Here is a 21,388-nt window from a genome sequence, read left to right as displayed (position 1 = left end):
TATTTAGCGATAATTACGTGGCACGTTTTTCTTATACATAAAATAATATAGTTTTAAAAAAGTCCAACCTATTAATTCAAATCCTAATAGAAAAAGACATAAGAATCTAAAAAAGTATATTAAAATACCTACGGTACCTGATACTGTTACAACAGTCATAGTAGGGAATTGTAAATTTGTGATTTCAGACCACAAATTTGTAGTTGCTGTGTTTCCTAAAAACACGGATTGTCCAACAGATAAACTCACAAATAAGCTAAGAACAGTCAAAAATCTTGTTACTGAATTTGAATTCTTTTTTCTAGCTAGTTCTGTCCAATACCATAAATCCCGCAAAAAATTCCCTCCAATTTTGAATACCAAAACTGTATTGGTACTTTGAAACATGATTAGCTAGTACTTCATTCTACTAAGTATAATACTGCCATTCTTCTATAATATCTTTAAAGACTTATTATAGCTGATTAGAATCGTTTATTCTATGATTTAAACTGTAAGGTAACGGCAGTCTTTAAATTATAATCATTGATGTAAGTATCTAAAACCTGAGATTGTTTAAGAACTCTTTCATCAGAAATCCCGTATCGATCGGCTAGTTGATTTAGTTTTTTTCTTTCGAATTCCAACTGAGAATTTTTATATAACATTATCATTCCTACTTTCTTAAATAAAGTACTTTGTTATTGTAAAACACGTTTCTAATTTTCTCTCTAATCAATTTTAGGAAAATTACTACAAAAAGGATAAAAATTCTTATATTAACTTATATAGTGACTTCGTAGTTTATAAAATACATACAAAAAAAGTAAAGCCGCTTCTCCATATTACTGAGAAACAGCTTTACCAATCAAAGCGGTAAGACATTATTTAGTTTTCTTGTATGATTAGTCTGTTATGTTTGCGGTAACAGATTGACCTACTGGTGAATATTGCTCAATCCTTGCCATCATTGTATATTTGCTTCCTTTTTCTAAAATAACACCAATTGTTCTATTCAAAGGCTCTCCTTGATTTCCAACAGAAAGCTCGCTAACTCTAGCACCGCTCCCATTGGTCAGTCGGATATTACAATCTCCACTTGCACCTGATGTTACCTTACAAGAGAAAGTTTGCATTGTTCCTTTACCAGTAATTTGTACTTCTTTAAAAGCAATAGCCGCAGTAGTTTGCGTTTTTGTAACAGAGGTAGCGCTCGCAATTTGAGCTACAAACGTTAAACAAAATGCTAATGCAATTACAGACCCTAATCTCATAAACCTTTTCATTACATTTCCCCCTTAGTTTGGTGTACTGGTAAGATAAAGTGTAGTAGCAATGTTAGAATCTCCTTGTATTTCGCCTTTATACAAGCATCCATTCTTCATTTGATAACTAACTACTTTAGGCTCTGCACTTGCGCGTGATAAAAATTCTAATACTGCTGGAAAACTTGTATTGCTACAGCTTTCATACAGTCGTATTCTTACTTCACCTCTCGATACTACGGATATCCTTCCAGGTTTCCCCATGCCTTGTATGATCTCTGTAAAACCATTGTCTTTCACTGATGTACTGGTACCGTAAGCAAGTACAGATTCCCCTCCCGTTCCAAGTAAAAGCGCAAATGCTAATAATGCTGTTAAGTACTTTTTCATAATTGCCTCCTTATTCTTATGTTGTATATACACGTTATATAATACTACAACAATTTTGTTTATGTAAGGTTTTTTTGTAAATTTATAGGTTATTTAGGCGTGGTCAACATAGTATTTATAATTATTGCAAATATTGAATTAATTGCAATTATACTAGTATGGAAAAATATAAACCTAAAAAAAAGCAGTTGCAGAAAGTCTGCTACTGCTTTTTCAGGTTACTGTTACAATGTAATTTCTGCTGATATTATAAATCCCTGCTCGTCTTTTTCAAGTTTTATTAACTGAGGTTTCACCCCTAATTTATTGCAATTTTTGATGATGTTTTGTACATATTTTTCATTATAAGAACTTTTTTTCAATGTTTTAAATTGATATATTTTGTAGAGTAAGTTAATACATGCCATGAATATTATTGCTGATCCTAAGATATTCATGATACGACTTAATTCATTTTCCGGTATGTATATCTAGCTAAATAGAATAGTAATTAAAAGAACAACACTCATTATTACGCTTGCTTTATATTTGAAGATCTCTTCTGGATTCATCATAATCCTCCTTTCTAAAAGTATTTAATTCCGCTAGTCACAATACTTATATATATCGAACATTACAGTTACATAATGTAGTTTTTGAAATTCACCGCTCTAAAAATTCGTTTGGTTATCTTATTGAATTTATAATGAGAATAGAACATAATGGAGGGGTTCATTTGGCTTATACATCCTTAAATTCAAGTATTAAAAGAAAGATTAAAACCAATAAAAATTAAAAAAACTAGCGGCTAAAAAAGTTGATTTAGGATATAGATGGGGAAGTATATTTAATATTGTGTAGTATAAAAACAAACACTCAGGAAGGTTGCCTATTAAAAGAAACTTTCCTGAGTGTTCGAATTTTTTTGCAAAAATCAATTATTTTTAAATTTCATCTCTAAATAACTACCTATAAACCATACAGCACAAGCTGGAATAATCCATAGTAAAGTATATACAAAAGCAGTCATCACCGAACTTACTGTTGAATATATGAATCCAAGAATTAATTCAAAAAACACTATAAAAAAAGCATTACCATGTTCTCTCAAATGACGATAAGATTCTACATATCCTTGAAAAGCTGTGACTTGTCTAGCTCGCTTATAAGCTAATTGCTTATAAAATTTAAATATGTCTTTCCTTATTAATTGATAAGATATATATATAATCTGCAGTGAGAAAATAATAAATATAGTGATAGAACTAGAAAAATCAATTCTGCTAGCACCTTCAGCCTTAAAATAATAAAAAAATAAAAAAGTTGTTATGAGTAAGATAATGTTAGTTACGTTTATAATTCGTCTTTTCCTTTTTATTTCTATTTTATCTTCTATTGATAACTCGGAAGGAGAAAAAAGGATTTTTTTAACATTTTTTAGGTATCTTTTAAAGCTTGTATACATATTGCCTTCAAGATTACTTCTTAATGCATGTAATAATAAAATTGGAGCGCTTGCTAAGTAACAAAATGTAAGTCCTACAAAACCATATAGAATTAAACTACTAACCTCAATATTTTTATCAGTTTCTGTCTTTAGTTTTTCATATAAAATACTGTGAAGAAAAGAATCATTTTGTGTGGATATATGTATAACTATTAGAGTACCCACAATGGTTCCCACAAAATAACGAACTAAATAATACTCCCACCAACGTCCAGTATTCATAAGCACTCCTTAAGTAACCTTATATTAGCTCCACATATTCTGCTACTCTTTCAATATCCAGAGCAGTCCATTTCACCTCTTCATTATTGATTTCAGCAAAAATATTTATACCTGCATCTTTTTTTATTACTCTTAAAAGCATTGTTAGAATTGTATAATAATTATCCCCATTGGGTTTTGCAAATTTTCCTCTAGCTTTAATTACATTTCCCACACTTAAACTATTTAATTCTTATAATGTTCTTATTTTACCACTGGTACACATTTCTCCTTTATAAATATTAGTTTTCTACACTCAGTAAAAGAAACTTTTCTTTAAATCCGCCACGTTCTTCCTTCTTTTTCACCGAATCTTCTCAAACTCCTTAATACTCAATCCTTTATGCTCGATGATTGCATAAGCTACTTCAATTAGATCTGCCAGCTCATTTACATCTTGGCCTTCATTGTATTCATCTGATTCTTCTTGTTCAAAGATTTTAGGTAATCCGAATCATTCATGATTTTTATATTTGATTTCTTGCCAGATGCTTCAATAATTTCAGGAATACGATCACGAATCAGTTTGTTGTAAACTTTCATAGTTCATTCCTCCAAATATTAAAATACGGGTGCAAATTCAAATGTAGGCTGCCAACGGGATTCTACCTCCTGGCTAAAGTTAGCTGCTTGAGTCGTTTCTTTAAGTCTGAATAGATCATCTATAATGATAATACTTTTGGTTTCCCCGCGTTTTTAACTCTCGAAGAACTAACAGCTATTTCACTTGATTGACAATATAGAACGCATCCAGAACGTTATTAAAGCCATATCGTACTGCTATTTGAATGAGTTCTTCCTGACTAATAGCCTGGTTATTCCATGGCCGGCAAGCGTCAATAAATTTGCTTGATGAAGAAGTGACAGATGAAGCGTCAGGATATGGGCATCGCTTTGCTGAAGCAGATGATGGTTTTTTCGTTTAAGAAAAGGAGCAAAAGCTTGCAATTCCTGCTGAACTTTTTTCAAAATAGCGACAAATTGACTTTGTACCGAAAATGGTTTTTGTGTACAATAAAGATGTCTTTGCACAGGAATCTACCTTCCAAAATGGGGTTTGGTCACTTTCATTTTGGAAGTTTTTCTGGGCGAAGGCTATTTTTATTTTTCAACTAGCACCACGGGTATATAATTTAGTTTTTTCACGAATTAAATATACTTTTTATGTAATTAATACTATTTTCAGGTTTTTAATATGTATAAGGGAATAGTCTATAAGTCTAATTAATAGAAATTATAGATAAACACTTAGTCGGTTTCGATTTCACGAGCCCGCTCCGAAGTCCACTTTCCATGCGGCTTCGAAATTTTTCTTCGGCATACGTAGGCATCTTGAGCTTCCTGTGCCTTGTAGGCCGGGGTCATTCCATTGCATTTAAGCTCTCGGCTAACGGACCATTAGCGCCTTGGCTGAGTAAGAGTTCTAGTTTGCTGCGTTCGATTATGCTAAAATGAGTGTAGCTCATGGTCGATTTTCCTTGTAGAAGGTGTTGTGATGACTTCATTCTACACGAATCTGGCATGAGCCTCTTTGTACTCAGTTCGAGGTGTTGCATTTCATTTTACAATCCGTCTTATAAAAAAACTCAACTATAATAAGGGCTAAACTTTTTTTTATAGCTGTCTATCAAATTACCTATAACATTCGCATTGTCAGCAATTAGTACGCTGTTAACAAAGTTATTTAAATCATCATAGTCGCTCTCACTTAATTCACAATTATTGCGAATGTAACGATTATAAATTTCCATAGCATAGGTTACTGCTACTTTTACTTTATTTAAGTATACTTTGTCATTAGATACATTAAAATAACCGGCTTCAGCAAGTCCAGCAGGATCATCACTTCTCAGAATCTCTTTTTTTAATGCAAACTCGAAAGCATTTCTAACAAAATGTTCAAAACCTAATGCACTACTCATATTAAATCCTCCATTATATACTTTAATTGAGTTAAGTTTGTTTCAAACAAGAACTGTTTATAATATAATAATTTCAAGTTCTTAAATGTATTTTAGTTTTGAAATTTATATGATTTTACATTTTGTTTAGCTCTCTTTGCAGAGAATCTCTTCCTATCTCATTATTTAAAAAACGTTTAATAGAATACTCTTGTACATTTTCTGTCACAATATAAGCTTCAATCCCTCTGGCTAAAGAAGACCTTATACCTCTTTTTAGTTCTGGAGTATTTGGCATACCACCAGTTACTATGTCAGGATTTTGTACAGTACCAACAGAAAATGCTAACGTTTTAAGTGCATCTATATAATAAGCACTTACAGTTAATGGTTTATTTCCCCTAACAGCTTCTAATTCTTCAAACGTAACTTTCATAATTATACACACTTGTCCATCCTCTGAAATTATCGTCTCACTTTCTCCTACTTTAATCCTACTAGAAATATCTTTTAATTGTTCAATTTCTATAGTCGCTGGTACTTCAGACATGTTATCACTCCTTCTTTAGAATTTATTATACCTAAAAAAAGGATTTATTACTATTATTTAAATTTTATTTAATTATATCCCTTATACATAAAGACCTACTGCAAAATTGCTTTACTCCATCCCAACTGCCCCATACATAACCTTTTCACTTCTTTGGTTGCCATGGTTCTTTAATATGAATAACCTTCTTTTTATTTACTATGAAATCACCCTTTGTTATAATATCTGACAACAAAAAAGCACCTCAATTAGATGAAATGCTTTTGATAGCTTGATCCTAGTTTTTAGTCACTAGGACTCAATTTGGTATACCCAAGAATATTGCTGCGCCAATTGAAAGTAAAAGTTTGAATCCAGTTATTGCCGAACCTAAATCAGCTACTTTTTTTCGCCACTGTTCATATTTAGAAACCCTTTCAGGTTCAGACTCTAATACTGCAATGCTCAAAATTTCAAATATAAGTTCCTTGATTTCGGCTTGATGCTCATTGTTTTGTCGAAGTAACGTGACTACATCAATAAGTGAGGCAGTATTAGCTTCGATATTTTCAAGATGCTTTGAATTCTTCTCATTCAAATGTTCTTGTCTCTCCCGTTTATTCTGCATTTCCCGGCTCATTTGCTCAAGTTGTCTCATCCGCTCCTGCTGCTCCCTATTTATTCGATCCAAAGGACCATTAAAATTAAAACTCAATATGAATACACCTCCTAGATAATGTAATTCTACATTTAGGAAGTATTCACCTTCTGACAAACGACTCTGGTGCAAAATTGTTTTGCTCCATTCCATCTACCCCATACACAACCTTTATACTTCTTTGGTTGCCATGGTTCTTTAATATGAATAACCTTCTTCTTCTTTGCCATGGAATCACCTTTCGTTATAATATCGGGCAACAAAAAAGCATCTCATTTATGTGGAATCGATGCTTATTGAACCCACTGTATTATGGATGGGAATTCATCAAAGGAATGCATGGAAATGTTTTTCAAGTAAAAGATCATTTACTCATGTGTTATTACAGACAAGATCGGGAAACATTAAACGCAGGAAGTTTCTTTGATGGCTTTCTACCCTATTATTGCGATTATTGCAAAACAGTCGTAAAAGAGATTGTTAACATCCCGTACACGATGGTTTATGAATATTTGGTTCGTGCTAAATTAGACAATTCCGAATGGATTAAAAGTAAAACTAAAGTAGTATATAGCTGTTGCGCTGCTTGTGAGAACGGTCTCTTACCGTTATCCCCAGATTTAATTGGTTACCATGTCATTGAAATTTACGAAAATGAAAAATTAATTTTTACTCAGAAGAGAAAAAATTAAAGAAAATATAGTATTGGTAAACCCATTATATTAAGCGGGTTTTACCAATACTATGATAGCTTACATACTCTTCGCTAATTTTCGCCGGATGATTTCCCTACCTCTAAAAGCTTGAGTCTTTATTGTAGCCATAGGTACTTTCATTTGATCGCTAATTTCGGTTAATGTAAGATCCTTCACATATCGTAAAGAAACAGCATTTTTATATTTTTCAGGTAAAGTCTGAATTGCATTTTTGATTGCAGTATCTGCTTCTTTCACAATGTATTGGCTCTCAGATTACAATTCAAACTAGGAATGTGGATTGGAGCATCTTTCATTTTATTGAGTACATGGATGCTAGTACTCAATAGTTTCAAACAATTGAAGCAGAAAAGAATAACGGATATCTCTTAACATAAAAAGCTGTATTAGGTATTATACCTAATACAGCTTTTTCATTTTATTTTGGATCTTCAATCATACCTTTACGCATAGCACGTTCAATCATAGTTGCACTTTCAGCGCGAGTAAGGTTAGCATAAGGTCTAAACGATTGGTCTGGGTAACCCTGTAAAATATTAATAGATGTTAAGCTATTTACTTCTTGTTTAGCCCACTCTGACACTTTACCACTATCAACGTAATATATTTGATCTGTTTCAGGCAGTAAGGTGTACAAAGCACCACTCAACATTTTTGCAGCTTGCTCGCGATTAATCTCCATATCTGGTTTAAAATCATTCGCATTAAATCCTTTAGCGATTCCATGTTCAATTGCTGCTTGAAGTTCTGGCATATACCATGCAGAGCGATCGATATCATTGAACGATACCTCATGATCTGCACTTGATCGAATTTGTTCAGGCGTTAAAGTCAGTCTAGTCAGCATCGACATGAATTGAGCACGAGTTGTACCTTCATTTGGAGCATACTCGTTTTCACTTATGCCCTTAACAATGCCTAAATTAGCTAAATGATCAATAGCTTCTTGTGCGAAGCTGTTTTCAATATCCATAAATCGACTTTCAGATTCGCCTTTTTCTTCTGTATCTCCTGAAGCTAAAGGAGTGATCGTAGGTTCTTCAATAAGTGTGGCTTCTGCATCATCTTGCTTACTTTCTTGTACAACAATAGATTCGCTTTCTTTTTTTGTACGTGTCACAATACTTTGTTTTTCAGATTGATTTCCTAATTCATTTTCTGTCCATACCTCAAACGTATATATCGAATCAGGGTGTAATTGATCTTGAACAAATTGATGATAGCCTTTAGCTGATCCGCGGAAGAGTTCATGTCCTTGTGATGCGATAACAAAAATTTCAGCATCTAAAGTATGATCGACATGAATAGTCACACTGGTTCGTGTGCTATCAAAGGTAAGGCTGAATTTAGGATCAGGTAAAGTCACAACATCTGGTATCGGCATCGCACGTCCCTCTCCTGTTGTATTGACCGGCACTACCGTATACCTTGTATACCGAGTCGCTGTAGAGAGTGAAGATAGGACAGATTGAGATTCTGTTGTCTGTTGCTGAACAAGTTCCCCTTTCGAATTATAAATTCGATAAGCATCTGCACCAGGTACATTAAGCCAGTGAAAGGAGAATGTACTCAGTTCTATGGTATCAATGCGTACTAATTGAGACAAATCGATATTGGCATCTACAAATCCTGGAATGGTACGCCATGTATAGCGTGACGATTTACTTTTTCCTGAAGCATTAAAAGCTTCTACTACAAATGTAGTTGTACTACCAGGTTCTAGATCTGTAGCCGTATATTCCGGCTGTTTTACTTCTTTCAAAAAGTCTCCGTCGCTAGTATAAACGTTGTAATAATCTGCACTCTTTACTGGTTCCCACTTGACTGTCAATGTGGTCGGGCTGTGATCTGCTGTTGTGTATGTGGTCGGTGCAGAAGGTAACGTTAGAACAGAAGCTTTTAAAGCTTCCCCATAACCAGCTCCATTACCAGCAGCCACCGCATAATCGTATGTGGTTCCTCCTACTAATCCATTAACAGTGATTTCACCTGTTCCCACCTCAAATTCTCTGTTATCCATCATTAGTTTGTATTTTGTTGCTCCGACTACAGAAGCAATACGGAATGTTACAAAATCTTCTCCAATTATAGAAACATCGATATCGGGTTGATCGGGTAAAGTAAGGCCCAGAGCACTAATAGATTTCCCAAATCCTGATTTGTTGTAAGGACTAATTTGGATACGATGAGAAGAGCCTGCTTCAAATCCAGTAAAGGTATATTGATTTGACTCACGAGATATATCGTAAGTATACGTATCATCTATAACGGCTTGATATCCGTCTACACCTCGTACTGCTTTCCATTTCATAGTTATACTCGTTGTAGAGGCATTAACTTGATTTAAATCTTCAGGTGCTTGAGGAAGCGTCCAGATATTACTTAGATAAAATGTATTGCCAAAACCGCTACGATTTCGAGCTGCTATATCATAATTATAAGACGTTCCTGCTTCTAAACCGGTATCTTTAAAATGAGTCGCTTGATCTTCATAAATCGTAGTTTGATCCCGGGTAAGTTTGTAATACGTATCTTCGGTGACTGAGCCTGCATATACGTTTTGGGTCACTGTATTCCAGTTCATATCTACTGAATCCTCTGTAATCAAAACAGCATTGAATCCACTCACTAGATTGGGTAAAGAAAGATAACTAACATGGTACGCTGCACCTTCACCGGATGTATTGACCGCTTGGATCGAAAAATTATACCAAGTATAGGGCTGAAGACCACTAACTGATTGATACGTATCGCCCATTACCGTTGTATCTACATCCAACGCTTGAGTTGTTAAATTAGTCGCTTGAATATGATACCCTGTAGCGGATTTCACTGGAGCGATGTTCACTACTGACTTACTATAATCAGTACCATCGCTATAGACGCTGGCACTAACCGTAATACCCGGCAACGTTGTTCCAATGACCGGTTCACTTGGTTCACTCTCTCCTACATGATTATATGCTGTAATCACATAACTGTAGTCTGAGCCATCGCTGAGCGAATCCTCCAGCAACTCATTGGTCGGATAATGAAGTGTCCATGTTCTTCCGGTGTTTTGATTTTCAATTTTATAGCTTGTACCATCGACTTCCGCACCATTACTAGGTAAAGACCAAGACAAGAGCATTTTATCTGTTGCTGTACCGGTTACCTTCATATGTGGTGTTTCTGGCTTATGCTGAAGCTGGAAAGAATTTGTCGTGAAGTTCACGCTATTTCCTGCCTGATCATATCCTTTAAGATGTAAATACCATACACCTTCTTTGGTTTGCACGATCGTTTGATCAGCTTCTGACAGCTGATCCCAAGATGATGGCTCATCAATTGAATCCGACCATTTGTAATATAAACGATTCAGATCCAGCCCTGTCTCGGCATCTGCAAATTTAGTCATCACATGAATATCTTGATCTGACCACGATCGTCCATTTTGAAATACACTCACTGTTGGTTTACGATCATCAATGTTTTCCACATTTATAATATGTTCTATAGTGTTGCCTACTACATCGGTCGCTGAGAATGTATACGTTCCATTTTTAGAAACAGCATAGGTTGTGGAATTTCCTTCTATCTTTGTACCATCAGATAACGTTAGATAAGCGACTCCACTTTCCAAGTCTGATGCATTTACCAACAAAGAAGTTTGATCCGACCATTCTTCGTCTAAATTCTTAACTTGTATCGTAGGTAAAATATCATCAATGTTATGAACCTCAATAGTTTGCTTAACGACATTCCCTGCTAGATCAAAAGCCGAAAATGTATACTCACCATTTTTTGTTACTTTGTACGTGGCTGATTTATCTTTCTTATGTGAACCATCGGGCAAAGTCATATAATCGATTCCACTTCCCTCATCTGTAGCGGTAGCAGATAATGTAAGATTCGTAGCCCACTCGGTATCCGAAGGTTCTACTTTCAGGACTGGTGGGGTTTTATCAAAATTGCCGACTTTGATCGTTTGCTTGACGACATTCCCTGACAAATCGGTAGCTTCAAAGGTGTAGTCTCCATTTTGAGTCACTTCATAACTAGCAGACTCTCCTTTAATCTGGCTTCCATCCGGCAACGTCATGTAATCTACTTTATCTTCCGAATCGATAGCCGTAGCGGATAAGAGAATACTCGATGACCATGCCGTATTCGAGCTTTCTAATTTTAAGACCGGTGGAATGTTATCTATGTTGTCTACTTTGATTGTTTTTTGAATCGAATTGCCTGCTTTATCTGTAGCTTCAAACGTATAGTCTCCATTTTGAGTCACTTCATAACTAGCAGACTCTCCTTTAATCTGACTTCCATTAGGTAAAGTAATATGATCATTTCCTGCCTCTGAATCGGTAGCGGTAGCTGATATCACAGTCCGAGCCGACCAAACTGTATTCGAACTTTCTAATTTTAAAAGAGGTGGAGTCTGATCAATATTCCCGACTACTATGCTTTGTTTGACTACATTTCCGGCTGCATCTGTAGCTGAGAACGTATACTCCCCATTTTGAGAAACGGTATACGTGGCTGATCCACCTTTAGTTTGTTTACCATCAGGTAAGGTAATAAAATCTACTCCACTTTCTGCATCTGTAGCCGTAGCTGATAACGTAATTTGAGACGACCAAACCGTGTTTAATGTTTGAACTTTAAGGATTGGTGCAGTTTCATCTAAATGGGTAATAACTATATTCTTATTGATTGAATTCCCTGCTTGATCCGTTACTATAAAGCGATAATTTCCATTTTTAGTAACGACGATAGATGCCATGTTTCCTGAAACACGTAAGCCATTCGGTAAGTAAATGTCTTTGACTCCTGAAAGACCATCTGAAGCCGTAACATTAATTCGAGTCGAAACGGCATTTATTTTTTCTTCGGACAGATTCACTATTGGATTGGAATGATCAATCAATACATTCCCAGAGACTTCTGAACTCGGATTTCCCACATTGTCGATACTTCTAGCATGAACAACTGTAATACCTTCATTCGTTATTCGTAATGAAGTGTCGACTATCCAACCTGTTGATGTGGCTCCAGAAAGGTAATATTCTGTACGATTCGTACCCGAATGTTCATCCCTTCCGGGCACAAGTGAAATATTTATCTCGGACTCATTACTGTATCCATTCGTTAACCCGTTAATACTTGGGGAAGAAGAAGGGGTACTGTCTACATAGACTACTTTAGAAGCGCCTGCGCTACGTAAACCGACAATATCTACTGCATACGCAGTAATCGTATAGGCACTAGAACTAGTTAGAGTAAACGGGTTGGTATATTTCTGTTCAGATCCTCCATTGATACTGTACATATAGTAATCAACTTCTGTGTTGTCTCTACTTCCTCCAATAGAAACTGTTTGTGTAGTACTCCAATTTTCAGAAGATACCGAAATAGTAGGAGAAGTAGGAGGTTCCGTATCGGTAACAGATAACGTAGCGGTCTGCTTATTGTTAAGACCATAATCGATATAAGTATCTCCAGATTTGTTATAAGTAATATCTATTCTGCTAACGTTTTTATATGCACTCGCATCTAAATTGAAGTTGAGTGTATAGTTAGCCTGATTCCATCCTGAAATGCTATAAGGCCCTGAAGTTTCTGAGGAGTATGCTCCCCAACCACTACCTGATCCGTTTTTGAATTCTCCATATACTTTGGCACGAAAAGTTATACTAGAAGTTGCTGAAGGGTTAGACGTTTTATAGATATTAATTGGAATCGAAGTACGTACTGTGCCCCCTCCAGGTACAGGCTCACTTGCATATAATAGCGATTTACTGCCAGAGAGCGTTGTACTCACTGTTGCAGCCTGACTCACATGAATAGGAATTAACGTCATGATCATTGCTACTATTAACAATGAACATATCAACGGTCTATAATTTTTATTAAAAATAAAATACATACATGCACTCCTTAAACGCAAAAAAGCACCTCGCTGAAGGACAGATCGTCCTTAAGCGAGGTGCTTCCTCGGGTATATTTAATTGAGATTATTGTAGCATAGAACTTTTGATAACCCAAGACTGAAAATGGAAATTTTCAATATTTATTCATATCACGTTCGTATGAACTACATTTATTTAATTCTTATTTACAAAATAAAAGCGCATGCTATTATTATCCTAGAAAATATAGATAAAAGGGGCTATTATGAAAAACCACATTTTAAAAATCGGCTTACTCCTTCTCAGCTTTATACTTGTATTTAGCTATTCGCAAAAAGCTTTTTCTGAAGCGTTGAACAAACCTTATGTACATCTTTCGAATCCTGGTTCTTTTATTATGAATGAAGACGACTTACCTTTTTTAGCAATAGATAATAAAGGAAATAAAACACTTGTCGTATCTATTGACTATTCTAAAGACGGTACATTCAAAGAAATGTTAAATGGTATCGATACTAAAACCGGGAAAATCAAATGGTCTAAACGAAAAATCAGTAGTCATATTAAAGTAGACTCTGATCGCGGAATCACTTATATGTACTCTACAAGATATGATAAAAAGAATACCATTACTGCTATCGCTGCGGATGGTAAAGAACTTTGGTCTAATTCAATTCCAGAGGTATATAATCAGGTTGATATTGATAACCGAAATGGGAACGTTATTGTATATCATACTCGAAGTGACAAAAAAACGTATATCAATATCTTTAATCTCAAGGGTCAACTAGTTAAAGAACAAATTATAGATGGACAACTGAATAATATCAAAGGTCGCTATTGGTTCATATATGATTATAATTTGGAACGAACGCAAGTAATAGATACCGAAACGAGCAAAGTAGTTCTGAAAGCTACCTCAAGTGATGCATACCTTTTGAGAGATGGTACTTTTTTGTTTGTTGAGGGAGACTATAAAGCGAAGAAAATGAAGATTGTTGCTTATAACTCTTCAGGTCATAAGAAATGGACTCGTTATGTATGGGGAGAAACCAATCCGTTACAAATAGTAGGTCCAAATTTTTTAGTCGTGGGTACTAAAACTGTAAGTCTTTATTCTAGTCAAAATAAGTTGATCTCTAGTAAAGACATAGGCAACTTCCGCAACATTCAATCTGACGATAAGGCAGTCTCGTATGAGGTGGTTACAGGCGAAAACAAGCTTCAACTTAATATCTTAAATCCAACAAATTTAGAAGTTAGGCATTCTATTGACTACTCGAATGATCGATTATTTAATTATTATTCTGGCTACTTTGAATATCTAGGGAATCACCAATACTATCAGGATAATCAAGAAACTGATTCAATCGAACTGAATTACATTCCATAATTACATTTTTAACTCAGCAGGCATTTTGTGTAGTATCTGTAGTCATAGAAAAGAGTATAGTGATTATCACTATACTCTTTTCTTAAGGTGACAGAGAAATTAAATTTTTTACTTCTGCTAGTAATTCAGCCATTTCTTTATTTTTATTCAGTCCACTAAATACTGTCTTTTGCAAAAGATAATTTATGCCAAAAACAGCATGAGAAACAACAAATGCATAAAATATAAAAAGTGAAATATTAGACCATCCTTCACCAATATTATTGCCTACAAATTCACCCCATATCCCAAACGAAAAAGCAATTAAAGTAACAAGATATGTTCTTGTACGTTGTGTTGTTTTAATTCCTTTATTTTGGAAATAGTTTATATCTGCCTCTAATTGATTGGATGAAATATTCAATGAAATTACTTTTTTATAAAGTGAATCAGTACGATAACATTCGAAAAATTCTATATAAGCTGTTTTTTTATCCATAGTTTCGAGATAAGTTGGATATTTTTGAGCCAAGTACTTATATTTTGCTTTATCCCACCGCATTATACAAAATGATAATAGAATAATTGAAATAGCAAAAACATACAATATTTTCAGTAGGGGGAATAATAGAATTGAAAAAAATAAAAAAACAAGAATAATGATTACAATTATCCACCAACGTAGAGTTTTTGGAGCTCTCAATACATTTTTAGGAGACAATTCCTTATGTATATAATCAAATAGTTGTTTTCGATGAAGTGAAATTTTTACCATTTCAGGCACTTGTGGCATATAAATGTCCTTTCTATATGTATTATGTAATATATTACGTAGGTATGATTTCTGAGTTTCATTTATTGATGATTTAATACAAAAAAACCTATACTCAGTAACAAGTAACAGGTTCCTTCGTTATTTCTATGAAACTCAATAGATTTGGATTATTTAACGTATATTGTGGAATAACATGATAGATATGCTGAAGTATAGGATCAGAAAAGAAGTATAAAATCATAAAGCTTGATAACGTAAAAACCCATTCCTTTTTGGATAATTTCATACTTTTCATATTGCATCCTCCTTATCATTTATAATGAACATCACCAAGAGATATTGAGTTCATTCAGTTTCCGACCAATCTCAAATATAGCTGCAAATTCAATATTTTTTACTTTACCAATAAATGAATTATCGATTTTTCTATAGTAACAGACTCCATCTGTATAAATAAGCGAATATATTGGAGATAAATCCATTGTACTATAATTTGTAATAACCCCTTTTCCCTGTAATATGCCTGTAGCAATAGAGTGATTGCCACTCCTTACAAAACAAACTCCGATCGGAAGCCATACTTCTATTCGATGATTATTATCTTGTCTCCATTCTCCCCAGAGATTATATTTTCCTATGTTTTCTATGGCTCCAAGTAATCTTGAAACTTTCCATGGCCAGGGAAGAATCAAATCATTAACTAAATTTATTTTTTTTGCTGATGTTTTCTCAATTCTTGTATCTTCCATGATTTCTTCAAACCATTTGTCATCCGTTAAAAGAGTTTGAGGGCTAATAAATAACTTATCATTAGGAGAAGTTATAGCTTCTTCTTTTGCGTTTATCACTTGAGTTATATATTTTGTTTGAGTGGATAACCCTAATAATTTAATATAACTGAATATTGGATGTTTGTAGTCTTGATCATGATTTATGTTAGAATCTATTTGCGTCGTTTTTAATATAATTTCTGCTTGTGCCACCATTTCATCAAAAATATTCTTTTGATTTTCAATATCTACTTCTGATTGTTTAATATGAGCAGGATTAGAAAAAAATCTTTTTATATAAGATAATAATTGCATGATCAATGCTTATCCTTTACAGACATTTCATACTTGGCATTTGTAATAGATACTTGGAAGCAAGATAGACATATATTATCCTGCTTTAGTCCATCTGTATTTTCTTGTGTTAATGTAGCAACATCAAATTGATAGAAAACTTTCTCAGGCAATAAAAAGATAACGTTATCCCAATGACTTATTCCACATCTATCACATTTTAATTCATTCTCATCAATTTTCTCTTTTGAATTCATACTTCAGCCTCCATGTCTATAATACTCATTGTTCTTCTTCAAGCTTACCCCTTAATAAAATCCGCTTCCCTTTATAGTCCTCTTTTTCACTAATTCGATAAAGCCCACCATAAAAGCGCCCTTTACTCTCATCACCGGTCGATACTTCTACTATTAAGGATTTGTCTTCAACTTTGTTTAACTGTTCGATTAAATCAGCAACAGTCATTGATCTATGACTACTATGTTCGTTAATATAATGCAAAACATCTTCGTCATTTCCAGTGCATTCAACTTTCCCATTTACATAAACAGAGAATTCTTCGCTGTTTAATCTTCGAATTACAAATCCCCCTATTTCCTTCTGATTTGTAATTTCGATAATATCAAGTTCAGTGATTTTCATATTGCATCCTCCTTATTATTTATAATGAACATTACCAAGAGATATTGAGTTTATTCAGTTTCCGACCAATCTCAAATATAGCTGCAAACTCTACATTTTCAACTTCTTGAATAATCGAATTATCATCTTTACGATAATAATTTACACCATCTGAATACATTAATGCATAAAGTGGTGTCATATCTATAATTTCATAGTCTGTAATCATTCCTTCACCTTTTACTACACCAGCCATAATAGAGTGATTGCCACCATTCACAAAACAAACTCCCATTGGTTGCACAACAGATATATTATGATTATTGGAATCTTGTTCCCACTCTCCACTTGGATTATGTTCTCCAATTTCTATCAAAGCATTTTTAAATCTTAAAGGATGCCAGGGCCAAGGCAGTACCAAATCTCTATTTAGCTTTACTTTTTTTTCTGAATTTCTAATATTTCTAGTGGGTTGGATGATATCCCATATGGTTTGATCAGGAGTCAAATTATAAAAGACCTTAAAAAATTGATTTAGTTCCAGATCTGGTAGACGTTCTCTCCCATAAGCTAGATTTGTTATATATTTAGTCTGTATAGATAAACCTAAGATTTTAATGTAGCTAAAAATAGGATGTTTATAATTTGAATCTAAATATGCCTTTTGATCAGGTTTGGCATTTGTTAAAATAGAAGATGCTGTAGCGAGCATATTGTTAAAAATTAATTTTTGATCTTCTTTTTCAGGGCTTGGAGTAGTTATACTCTCTTCTTTTTCAGGATTTAGGTTGATTACAATCTCTTCAAATTCATCTCTTTGATTTAAGTTTTCATGGATGCAGTGAATAATAACCCTGATTTTTTCAAAAAGTGATTTTATCATAAGTTACTCTAATCCAATCGTAAATTTAGTTAAGCGTTCTTTTGTTTCACCTTCAGCTCGGTTAAGTAGCTCCTCGAATCTTACTCCAGTTATCAACTCAATCAATTCTTTTGGGTTAAATGAATGATCGACTGCTTTTTCAGCTACAGATACAGCCACTCTTATTTGATTCTCCTGAATGGCTTTCTCTTTCTCATTTTGAAGTTCTTTTTGAAGTTCTAATATTTTATTGGCATGTTGTAGATTAATAATACTTAATTGGTGTTGATGTTTTTCATCCATTCTCGCCGTTTCATTTTGATGGTTCTCATCCATTCTATTCATGTCATATGATTGTTGTAATATTATTTTCTCAAGCGCTGCATGAGTAGCTTTAGCCTTCTCATCTGCTTCTAAATAAGCTTGATTTTGCTTTTCGCGAAGTGCTACTTCATGTAGATAATCCTCCCGGTATCTATCATTTTGTTCCGCCTGTTTTTTGTACGTTTCTATTAAATTGGCTTGTACGGCATGACGATCCACCAAATCGGTATATTTTTGTTCTAACTCTGCCAATTTCTTTGCCAGCAACGTTGAATCCTTCCTATGAGTTTCTATCGTTGTAACATGCTCTTGTATTTCATTTTTTAATTGTTCGATTTTATCCTCTTTTTCTACAACTTCCTTACCAAAACTCTTTTTTTGTTGTTCAACAGCATCGAGGTTCTTGTCGAGCAGGTTATAGTACAGTCTGCCTAACCGACTGAACAGAGTCGCCATTTCGGTAATATCGGATTGCACAATATGCTCGGTTGTCGCTTGCTCATACAACTTTCCTTTCGTCACGATATCTACGAACCATTCTCCATCTCCCAAAGGCGAGTCGGCTATCAAGCGTTGCGTCCAGTTATAGTCTTCCAGTGGTAGTCTAAATCCTTTTTGTTCCTTTTTTTGTCTAATATCTTTATCCGGTTGGTTATTTTCATTCATCTTATTCACTCACCCTTATAATAATTTGATTTATTCGCTTATACTATCCTTGTATTTCTACTGATAATCATACCATGATTATATATCGATAACAATAAAAACCCTTTGTTATCAATGATAACAAACATATATATTGATAACAAAATTTATGAATTGATAAAAAATAGGACAAAATGCTATAATAGCGACAGCGTTATTCTAACATGGTATAAGTTATCATTATCCCATGTTAGAATAAAATCGTTACTGAACTAAGCAGAGGAAGTAAGAGGTTATTCGCATAAAATGTTGCCTTAAAAAGAGGAAGGGGATGTGAGGTCATGAATACTGACAACTGGATGGAACGCGTGAGCATCGAGGAATCCGTGAATACATTATCGATCCAGGAGATTGAACAGAAAAAAGAGCAGCTGCGCGAAATGGTACAAGAAATAGCTAAAGCATCCAAATCGGAGAATACCAAAAAAGCGTACCGGTCGGACTGGAATCGGTACACGACTTGGTGCAATCAAATGCAGTGTATTCACTTGCCGGCTACCGATGATACACTCTCGATGTACTTTGCAGACATGATGATGGTCGGTTATAAAACATCCACCATTATTAGAGCGCTCAGCACCATCCAAGAAGCTCACCGTAAAGCCGGACATCCCTTTAATGCCACACCGATTTTAGATAGTGTGGTACAAGGCATGAAGCGGCTAAATGGTGTGAAACAAAAAGGGAAGGAACCTGTTAAAGCAGATCTGCTGATTAAGCTTATAGATCAAATTCCGGTTGATGATGATCTCCTACACGTCCGTGACCGCTTTCTACTTTTATTTGGCTGGAGCAGTTCAATGCGGCGTAGTGAGCTAGTCAACTTAAATGTAGAAGATATTCAAGAAGAAAAAACCGGATTAGTTGTACACTTACAAAAAAGTAAGACCGATCAGGAAAGCGCCGGGCGATGGATTGGCATTCCCTTTGGTGATCACCCTACTACTTGTCCGGTACTGGCTTATCAGAAATGGATTGAAAGAAGTGGTATCTGTGAAGGGGCAGTGTTTCGTGCAGTTAACCGTCATCGTCAAGTACGTGCACGTCGAATGAATGCAGAATCTATTAATACGATTTTAAAAAAGCATATTAGCGCTGCTGGATTAAAAGAGGAAGATTTTGGTGCACATAGTCTTCGTGCTGGTTATGTAACGACTGCCAGAGAAATGAACGTTCCAGACCACGTTATTCAAGGGCAGACGGGACATACATCTACTGTAATGCTTGATCGTTATACTCGCAATAAACCATTTTCAAAAAATAATTCTCCGAAGTTAGGATTATAGTAAATTAATTATATTTTTAATTTTTCATCTTTTAATTTCTTTGCTTTGTGATTAATTTTTTTAATTATTTTAGTATCAAGTTCAAGCAATGATAATGTGTTTAGGATTAATGTATCCTTTTGTTCTACTTTAGTTAATCTTTTTTCAAAATCATTCAAACAATTTTTATCAACAAAAATTGGTTTTTTAAAATCAACACCTAATGAATTGTCTATCTCTTTTAAATATTTTGATGGATAAAAAAAGTCATTTAAATAATTTTGTATCCATTCAATATACCAAAAAGGATAATTCATACTACCTGTATGAATATAATTATTCAGCCATTTATTTATTTTTTTAAGAAGTATAGGATTAATAAAAATAGCTAATTTGTTATTTTTAACTTCTGTTATTAAAAAATCTAACAGTTGTGAAATTTTCAAATATGATTCACGATTATCTCCCTGAGAATTTTTTTTTCGACCTGTAATACCAAAACTTTCCTTTATTTGAACTTCAATAGCTTGTCTAATAAGAAAAATAGAAGATTCTACAACTGGCATTTGATGATTGAAGTCATAGTTCAACATATTCTTTGCCAATTGAAATAATTCTAAGTTTGCTATTTTTTGATTTCTTCTAAATGACCCACCAAGTAAAACATCTACATCAAATAGAATGTTTGCATAAGTTTGAATATAACCTTCAAATTGACTAAAATAAAAATGGCCTAATTCTATTTCTGATATTAAAGAGGAATATAATCTTTTTAGTGATACCAATGCAGCTAATTTTTGAATTTCAAGATTATTTATTCTTTGTTCACTTAACATATCATTTAAGATAGAGTATTTAGAATATTCTGAAATACTAATATCTTTTTTCAATCTATCCTCATTTAACGTATGGATATCATCTAACATGGATTTAAAATCTTTAATTCCTCTATGATAGGCACGTAAAAGTAGCATATGTAAGGAATCAAAAACATGTGCTTGTTGTTTTTCAATTAAATTTGCTTTACTGAGTAGGTGCTCGCTCACTAAATCAGATATCTCTGTATCACTAAATTCTTTATTTGAGCAATTAATATAAGTTTTTATAATTTCGACCACTTCTGTTGGTTCTAAACTATAATAATTAATAAAACCACCCCTTTCTATTACTACCAATTTATTAAATATCGATAAAAGTATTTCTTAGTTATTTTTGTAAAACTCAAAATATTTAGTGCAATATTTGTTAAGAACGTTGAATTATATCTACAAATTCTTTAAAGTTTTTTTCTTCAAGAGCTTTAAAGGATCTACCCGCCATATCT

Annotated in this window: 22 protein-coding genes; 3 read left to right on the top strand and 19 right to left on the bottom strand. The window is 33.9% G+C overall.

The annotated features are described in order from the left end of the window. Positions 1–3: 3 nt before the first annotated feature. The 10 genes from PTI45_RS15770 to PTI45_RS15720 form a co-directional block, all read right to left on the bottom strand. Positions 4–336, bottom strand: coding sequence for a hypothetical protein (locus tag PTI45_RS15770; protein ID WP_069328562.1), 333 nt, complete (start codon positions 334–336; stop codon positions 4–6). Between the two features lie 143 nt (positions 337–479). Further along, the gene (locus PTI45_RS23750; RefSeq protein WP_241669428.1) at positions 480–647 is read right to left on the bottom strand and encodes an aspartyl-phosphate phosphatase Spo0E family protein; all 168 of its coding nucleotides are present in this window, start codon (positions 645–647) and stop codon (positions 480–482) included. A 237-nt stretch (positions 648–884) separates the two neighbouring features. Then, on the bottom strand, positions 885–1,265 hold the full coding sequence (locus PTI45_RS15765; RefSeq protein ID WP_069328561.1) for a hypothetical protein: 381 nt from the start codon (positions 1,263–1,265) through the stop codon (positions 885–887). 12 nt (positions 1,266–1,277) lie between these two features. After that, positions 1,278–1,634, bottom strand: a complete 357-nt coding sequence (locus tag PTI45_RS15760; protein ID WP_069328560.1) for a hypothetical protein — start codon at positions 1,632–1,634, stop codon at positions 1,278–1,280. 913 nt (positions 1,635–2,547) lie between these two features. Next, the gene (locus PTI45_RS15750; RefSeq protein WP_069328558.1) at positions 2,548–3,342 is read right to left on the bottom strand and encodes a hypothetical protein; all 795 of its coding nucleotides are present in this window, start codon (positions 3,340–3,342) and stop codon (positions 2,548–2,550) included. A gap of 19 nt (positions 3,343–3,361) precedes the next feature. Beyond that, positions 3,362–3,556 (bottom strand): hypothetical protein, encoded by a 195-nt coding sequence (locus PTI45_RS15745; RefSeq protein ID WP_069328557.1) that lies wholly within the window; start codon positions 3,554–3,556, stop codon positions 3,362–3,364. Between the two features lie 215 nt (positions 3,557–3,771). Beyond that, positions 3,772–3,924, bottom strand: coding sequence for a nucleoside triphosphate pyrophosphohydrolase family protein (locus tag PTI45_RS24475; protein WP_245703495.1), 153 nt, complete (start codon positions 3,922–3,924; stop codon positions 3,772–3,774). Between the two features lie 1,043 nt (positions 3,925–4,967). Next, positions 4,968–5,303 carry a hypothetical protein gene (locus tag PTI45_RS15730; RefSeq protein ID WP_069328555.1) on the bottom strand — a complete coding sequence of 112 codons (336 nt, stop codon included), beginning with the start codon at positions 5,301–5,303 and terminating at the stop codon, positions 4,968–4,970. 115 nt (positions 5,304–5,418) lie between these two features. Then, a complete protein-coding gene (locus tag PTI45_RS15725) occupies positions 5,419–5,832 on the bottom strand; it encodes a hypothetical protein (RefSeq protein WP_069328554.1) in 414 nt (137 codons plus the stop codon). A 298-nt stretch (positions 5,833–6,130) separates the two neighbouring features. After that, positions 6,131–6,622 (bottom strand): hypothetical protein, encoded by a 492-nt coding sequence (locus PTI45_RS15720; RefSeq protein ID WP_175425200.1) that lies wholly within the window; start codon positions 6,620–6,622, stop codon positions 6,131–6,133. Between the two features lie 50 nt (positions 6,623–6,672). Between PTI45_RS15720 and PTI45_RS24190 the strand changes: the two genes are divergently transcribed. Further along, on the top strand, positions 6,673–7,161 hold the full coding sequence (locus PTI45_RS24190; protein ID WP_175425199.1) for a hypothetical protein: 489 nt from the start codon (positions 6,673–6,675) through the stop codon (positions 7,159–7,161). Between the two features lie 60 nt (positions 7,162–7,221). On the opposite strand, the gene PTI45_RS15710 is transcribed toward PTI45_RS24190, so the two are convergent. Both PTI45_RS15710 and PTI45_RS15705 read right to left on the bottom strand, forming a co-directional pair. Further along, positions 7,222–7,422, bottom strand: coding sequence for a sigma factor-like helix-turn-helix DNA-binding protein (locus tag PTI45_RS15710; protein WP_069328551.1), 201 nt, complete (start codon positions 7,420–7,422; stop codon positions 7,222–7,224). A gap of 181 nt (positions 7,423–7,603) precedes the next feature. Continuing rightward, positions 7,604–13,033: a fibronectin type III domain-containing protein gene (locus tag PTI45_RS15705; RefSeq protein ID WP_175425198.1), complete on the bottom strand. Its 5,430-nt coding sequence runs from the start codon at positions 13,031–13,033 to the stop codon at positions 7,604–7,606. 308 nt (positions 13,034–13,341) lie between these two features. Between PTI45_RS15705 and PTI45_RS15700 the strand changes: the two genes are divergently transcribed. Then, the gene (locus PTI45_RS15700) at positions 13,342–14,469 is read left to right on the top strand and encodes a PQQ-binding-like beta-propeller repeat protein (protein WP_069328549.1); all 1,128 of its coding nucleotides are present in this window, start codon (positions 13,342–13,344) and stop codon (positions 14,467–14,469) included. Between the two features lie 82 nt (positions 14,470–14,551). Here the strand turns inward: PTI45_RS15700 and PTI45_RS15695 are convergent, their stop codons facing one another. The 6 genes from PTI45_RS15695 to PTI45_RS15665 all read right to left on the bottom strand — a co-directional run bounded on the left by PTI45_RS15695 (position 14,552) and on the right by PTI45_RS15665 (position 18,760). Continuing rightward, positions 14,552–15,241: a hypothetical protein gene (locus tag PTI45_RS15695; RefSeq protein WP_069328548.1), complete on the bottom strand. Its 690-nt coding sequence runs from the start codon at positions 15,239–15,241 to the stop codon at positions 14,552–14,554. Positions 15,242–15,549: 308 nt separating this feature from the next. Beyond that, positions 15,550–16,308, bottom strand: coding sequence for a DUF6710 family protein (locus tag PTI45_RS15685; protein WP_069328546.1), 759 nt, complete (start codon positions 16,306–16,308; stop codon positions 15,550–15,552). A 2-nt stretch (positions 16,309–16,310) separates the two neighbouring features. Further along, positions 16,311–16,544 carry a hypothetical protein gene (locus PTI45_RS15680; protein ID WP_069328545.1) on the bottom strand — a complete coding sequence of 78 codons (234 nt, stop codon included), beginning with the start codon at positions 16,542–16,544 and terminating at the stop codon, positions 16,311–16,313. A 25-nt stretch (positions 16,545–16,569) separates the two neighbouring features. Continuing rightward, on the bottom strand, positions 16,570–16,929 hold the full coding sequence (locus PTI45_RS24370) for a hypothetical protein (RefSeq protein WP_217492695.1): 360 nt from the start codon (positions 16,927–16,929) through the stop codon (positions 16,570–16,572). A 31-nt stretch (positions 16,930–16,960) separates the two neighbouring features. Continuing rightward, positions 16,961–17,791, bottom strand: coding sequence for a DUF6710 family protein (locus PTI45_RS15670; RefSeq protein ID WP_069328544.1), 831 nt, complete (start codon positions 17,789–17,791; stop codon positions 16,961–16,963). A gap of 3 nt (positions 17,792–17,794) precedes the next feature. Then, positions 17,795–18,760, bottom strand: a complete 966-nt coding sequence (locus tag PTI45_RS15665; RefSeq protein WP_069328543.1) for a coiled-coil domain-containing protein — start codon at positions 18,758–18,760, stop codon at positions 17,795–17,797. 338 nt (positions 18,761–19,098) lie between these two features. Here PTI45_RS15665 and PTI45_RS15660 point away from each other — a divergent pair, with 338 nt between their 5' ends. Then, positions 19,099–20,085 (top strand): site-specific integrase, encoded by a 987-nt coding sequence (locus PTI45_RS15660; RefSeq protein WP_069328566.1) that lies wholly within the window; start codon positions 19,099–19,101, stop codon positions 20,083–20,085. An 8-nt stretch (positions 20,086–20,093) separates the two neighbouring features. Here PTI45_RS15660 and PTI45_RS15655 read toward each other — a convergent pair whose 3' ends face one another. Then, positions 20,094–21,239, bottom strand: a complete 1,146-nt coding sequence (locus PTI45_RS15655) for a hypothetical protein (protein ID WP_139129264.1) — start codon at positions 21,237–21,239, stop codon at positions 20,094–20,096. Positions 21,240–21,388: the final 149 nt, after the last annotated feature.

Origin of the sequence: Paenibacillus nuruki (assembly GCF_001721045.1) — a bacterium.
GTDB classification, from domain to species: Bacteria; Bacillota; Bacilli; order Paenibacillales; family Paenibacillaceae; genus Saccharibacillus; species Saccharibacillus nuruki.
This window is presented reverse-complemented; position numbering and strand designations above follow the sequence as displayed.

Bases quoted from the DNA above. Each gene is read 5' to 3' on its own strand.
- PTI45_RS24475 (WP_245703495.1), bottom strand. From the start codon at position 3,924: ATGAAAGTTTACAACAAACTGATTCGTGATCGTATTCCTGAAATTATT.
- PTI45_RS23750 (WP_241669428.1), bottom strand. From the start codon at position 647: ATGTTATATAAAAATTCTCAGTTGGAATTCGAAAGAAAAAAACTAAAT.
- PTI45_RS15720 (WP_175425200.1), bottom strand. From the start codon at position 6,622: ATGGAATGGAGCAAAACAATTTTGCACCAGAGTCGTTTGTCAGAAGGT.
- PTI45_RS15680 (WP_069328545.1), bottom strand. From the start codon at position 16,544: ATGAATTCAAAAGAGAAAATTGATGAGAATGAATTAAAATGTGATAGA.
- PTI45_RS15725 (WP_069328554.1), bottom strand. From the start codon at position 5,832: ATGTCTGAAGTACCAGCGACTATAGAAATTGAACAATTAAAAGATATT.
- PTI45_RS15760 (WP_069328560.1), bottom strand. From the start codon at position 1,634: ATGAAAAAGTACTTAACAGCATTATTAGCATTTGCGCTTTTACTTGGA.
- PTI45_RS15730 (WP_069328555.1), bottom strand. From the start codon at position 5,303: ATGAGTAGTGCATTAGGTTTTGAACATTTTGTTAGAAATGCTTTCGAG.
- PTI45_RS15660 (WP_069328566.1), top strand. From the start codon at position 19,099: ATGGAACGCGTGAGCATCGAGGAATCCGTGAATACATTATCGATCCAG.
- PTI45_RS15670 (WP_069328544.1), bottom strand. From the start codon at position 17,791: ATGATAAAATCACTTTTTGAAAAAATCAGGGTTATTATTCACTGCATC.
- PTI45_RS15665 (WP_069328543.1), bottom strand. From the start codon at position 18,760: ATGAATGAAAATAACCAACCGGATAAAGATATTAGACAAAAAAAGGAA.
- PTI45_RS15765 (WP_069328561.1), bottom strand. From the start codon at position 1,265: ATGAAAAGGTTTATGAGATTAGGGTCTGTAATTGCATTAGCATTTTGT.
- PTI45_RS15750 (WP_069328558.1), bottom strand. From the start codon at position 3,342: ATGAATACTGGACGTTGGTGGGAGTATTATTTAGTTCGTTATTTTGTG.
- PTI45_RS24190 (WP_175425199.1), top strand. From the start codon at position 6,673: ATGAATAACCTTCTTCTTCTTTGCCATGGAATCACCTTTCGTTATAAT.
- PTI45_RS15700 (WP_069328549.1), top strand. From the start codon at position 13,342: ATGAAAAACCACATTTTAAAAATCGGCTTACTCCTTCTCAGCTTTATA.
- PTI45_RS15685 (WP_069328546.1), bottom strand. From the start codon at position 16,308: ATGCAATTATTATCTTATATAAAAAGATTTTTTTCTAATCCTGCTCAT.
- PTI45_RS15695 (WP_069328548.1), bottom strand. From the start codon at position 15,241: ATGCCACAAGTGCCTGAAATGGTAAAAATTTCACTTCATCGAAAACAA.
- PTI45_RS24370 (WP_217492695.1), bottom strand. From the start codon at position 16,929: ATGAAAATCACTGAACTTGATATTATCGAAATTACAAATCAGAAGGAA.
- PTI45_RS15705 (WP_175425198.1), bottom strand. From the start codon at position 13,033: ATGATCATGACGTTAATTCCTATTCATGTGAGTCAGGCTGCAACAGTG.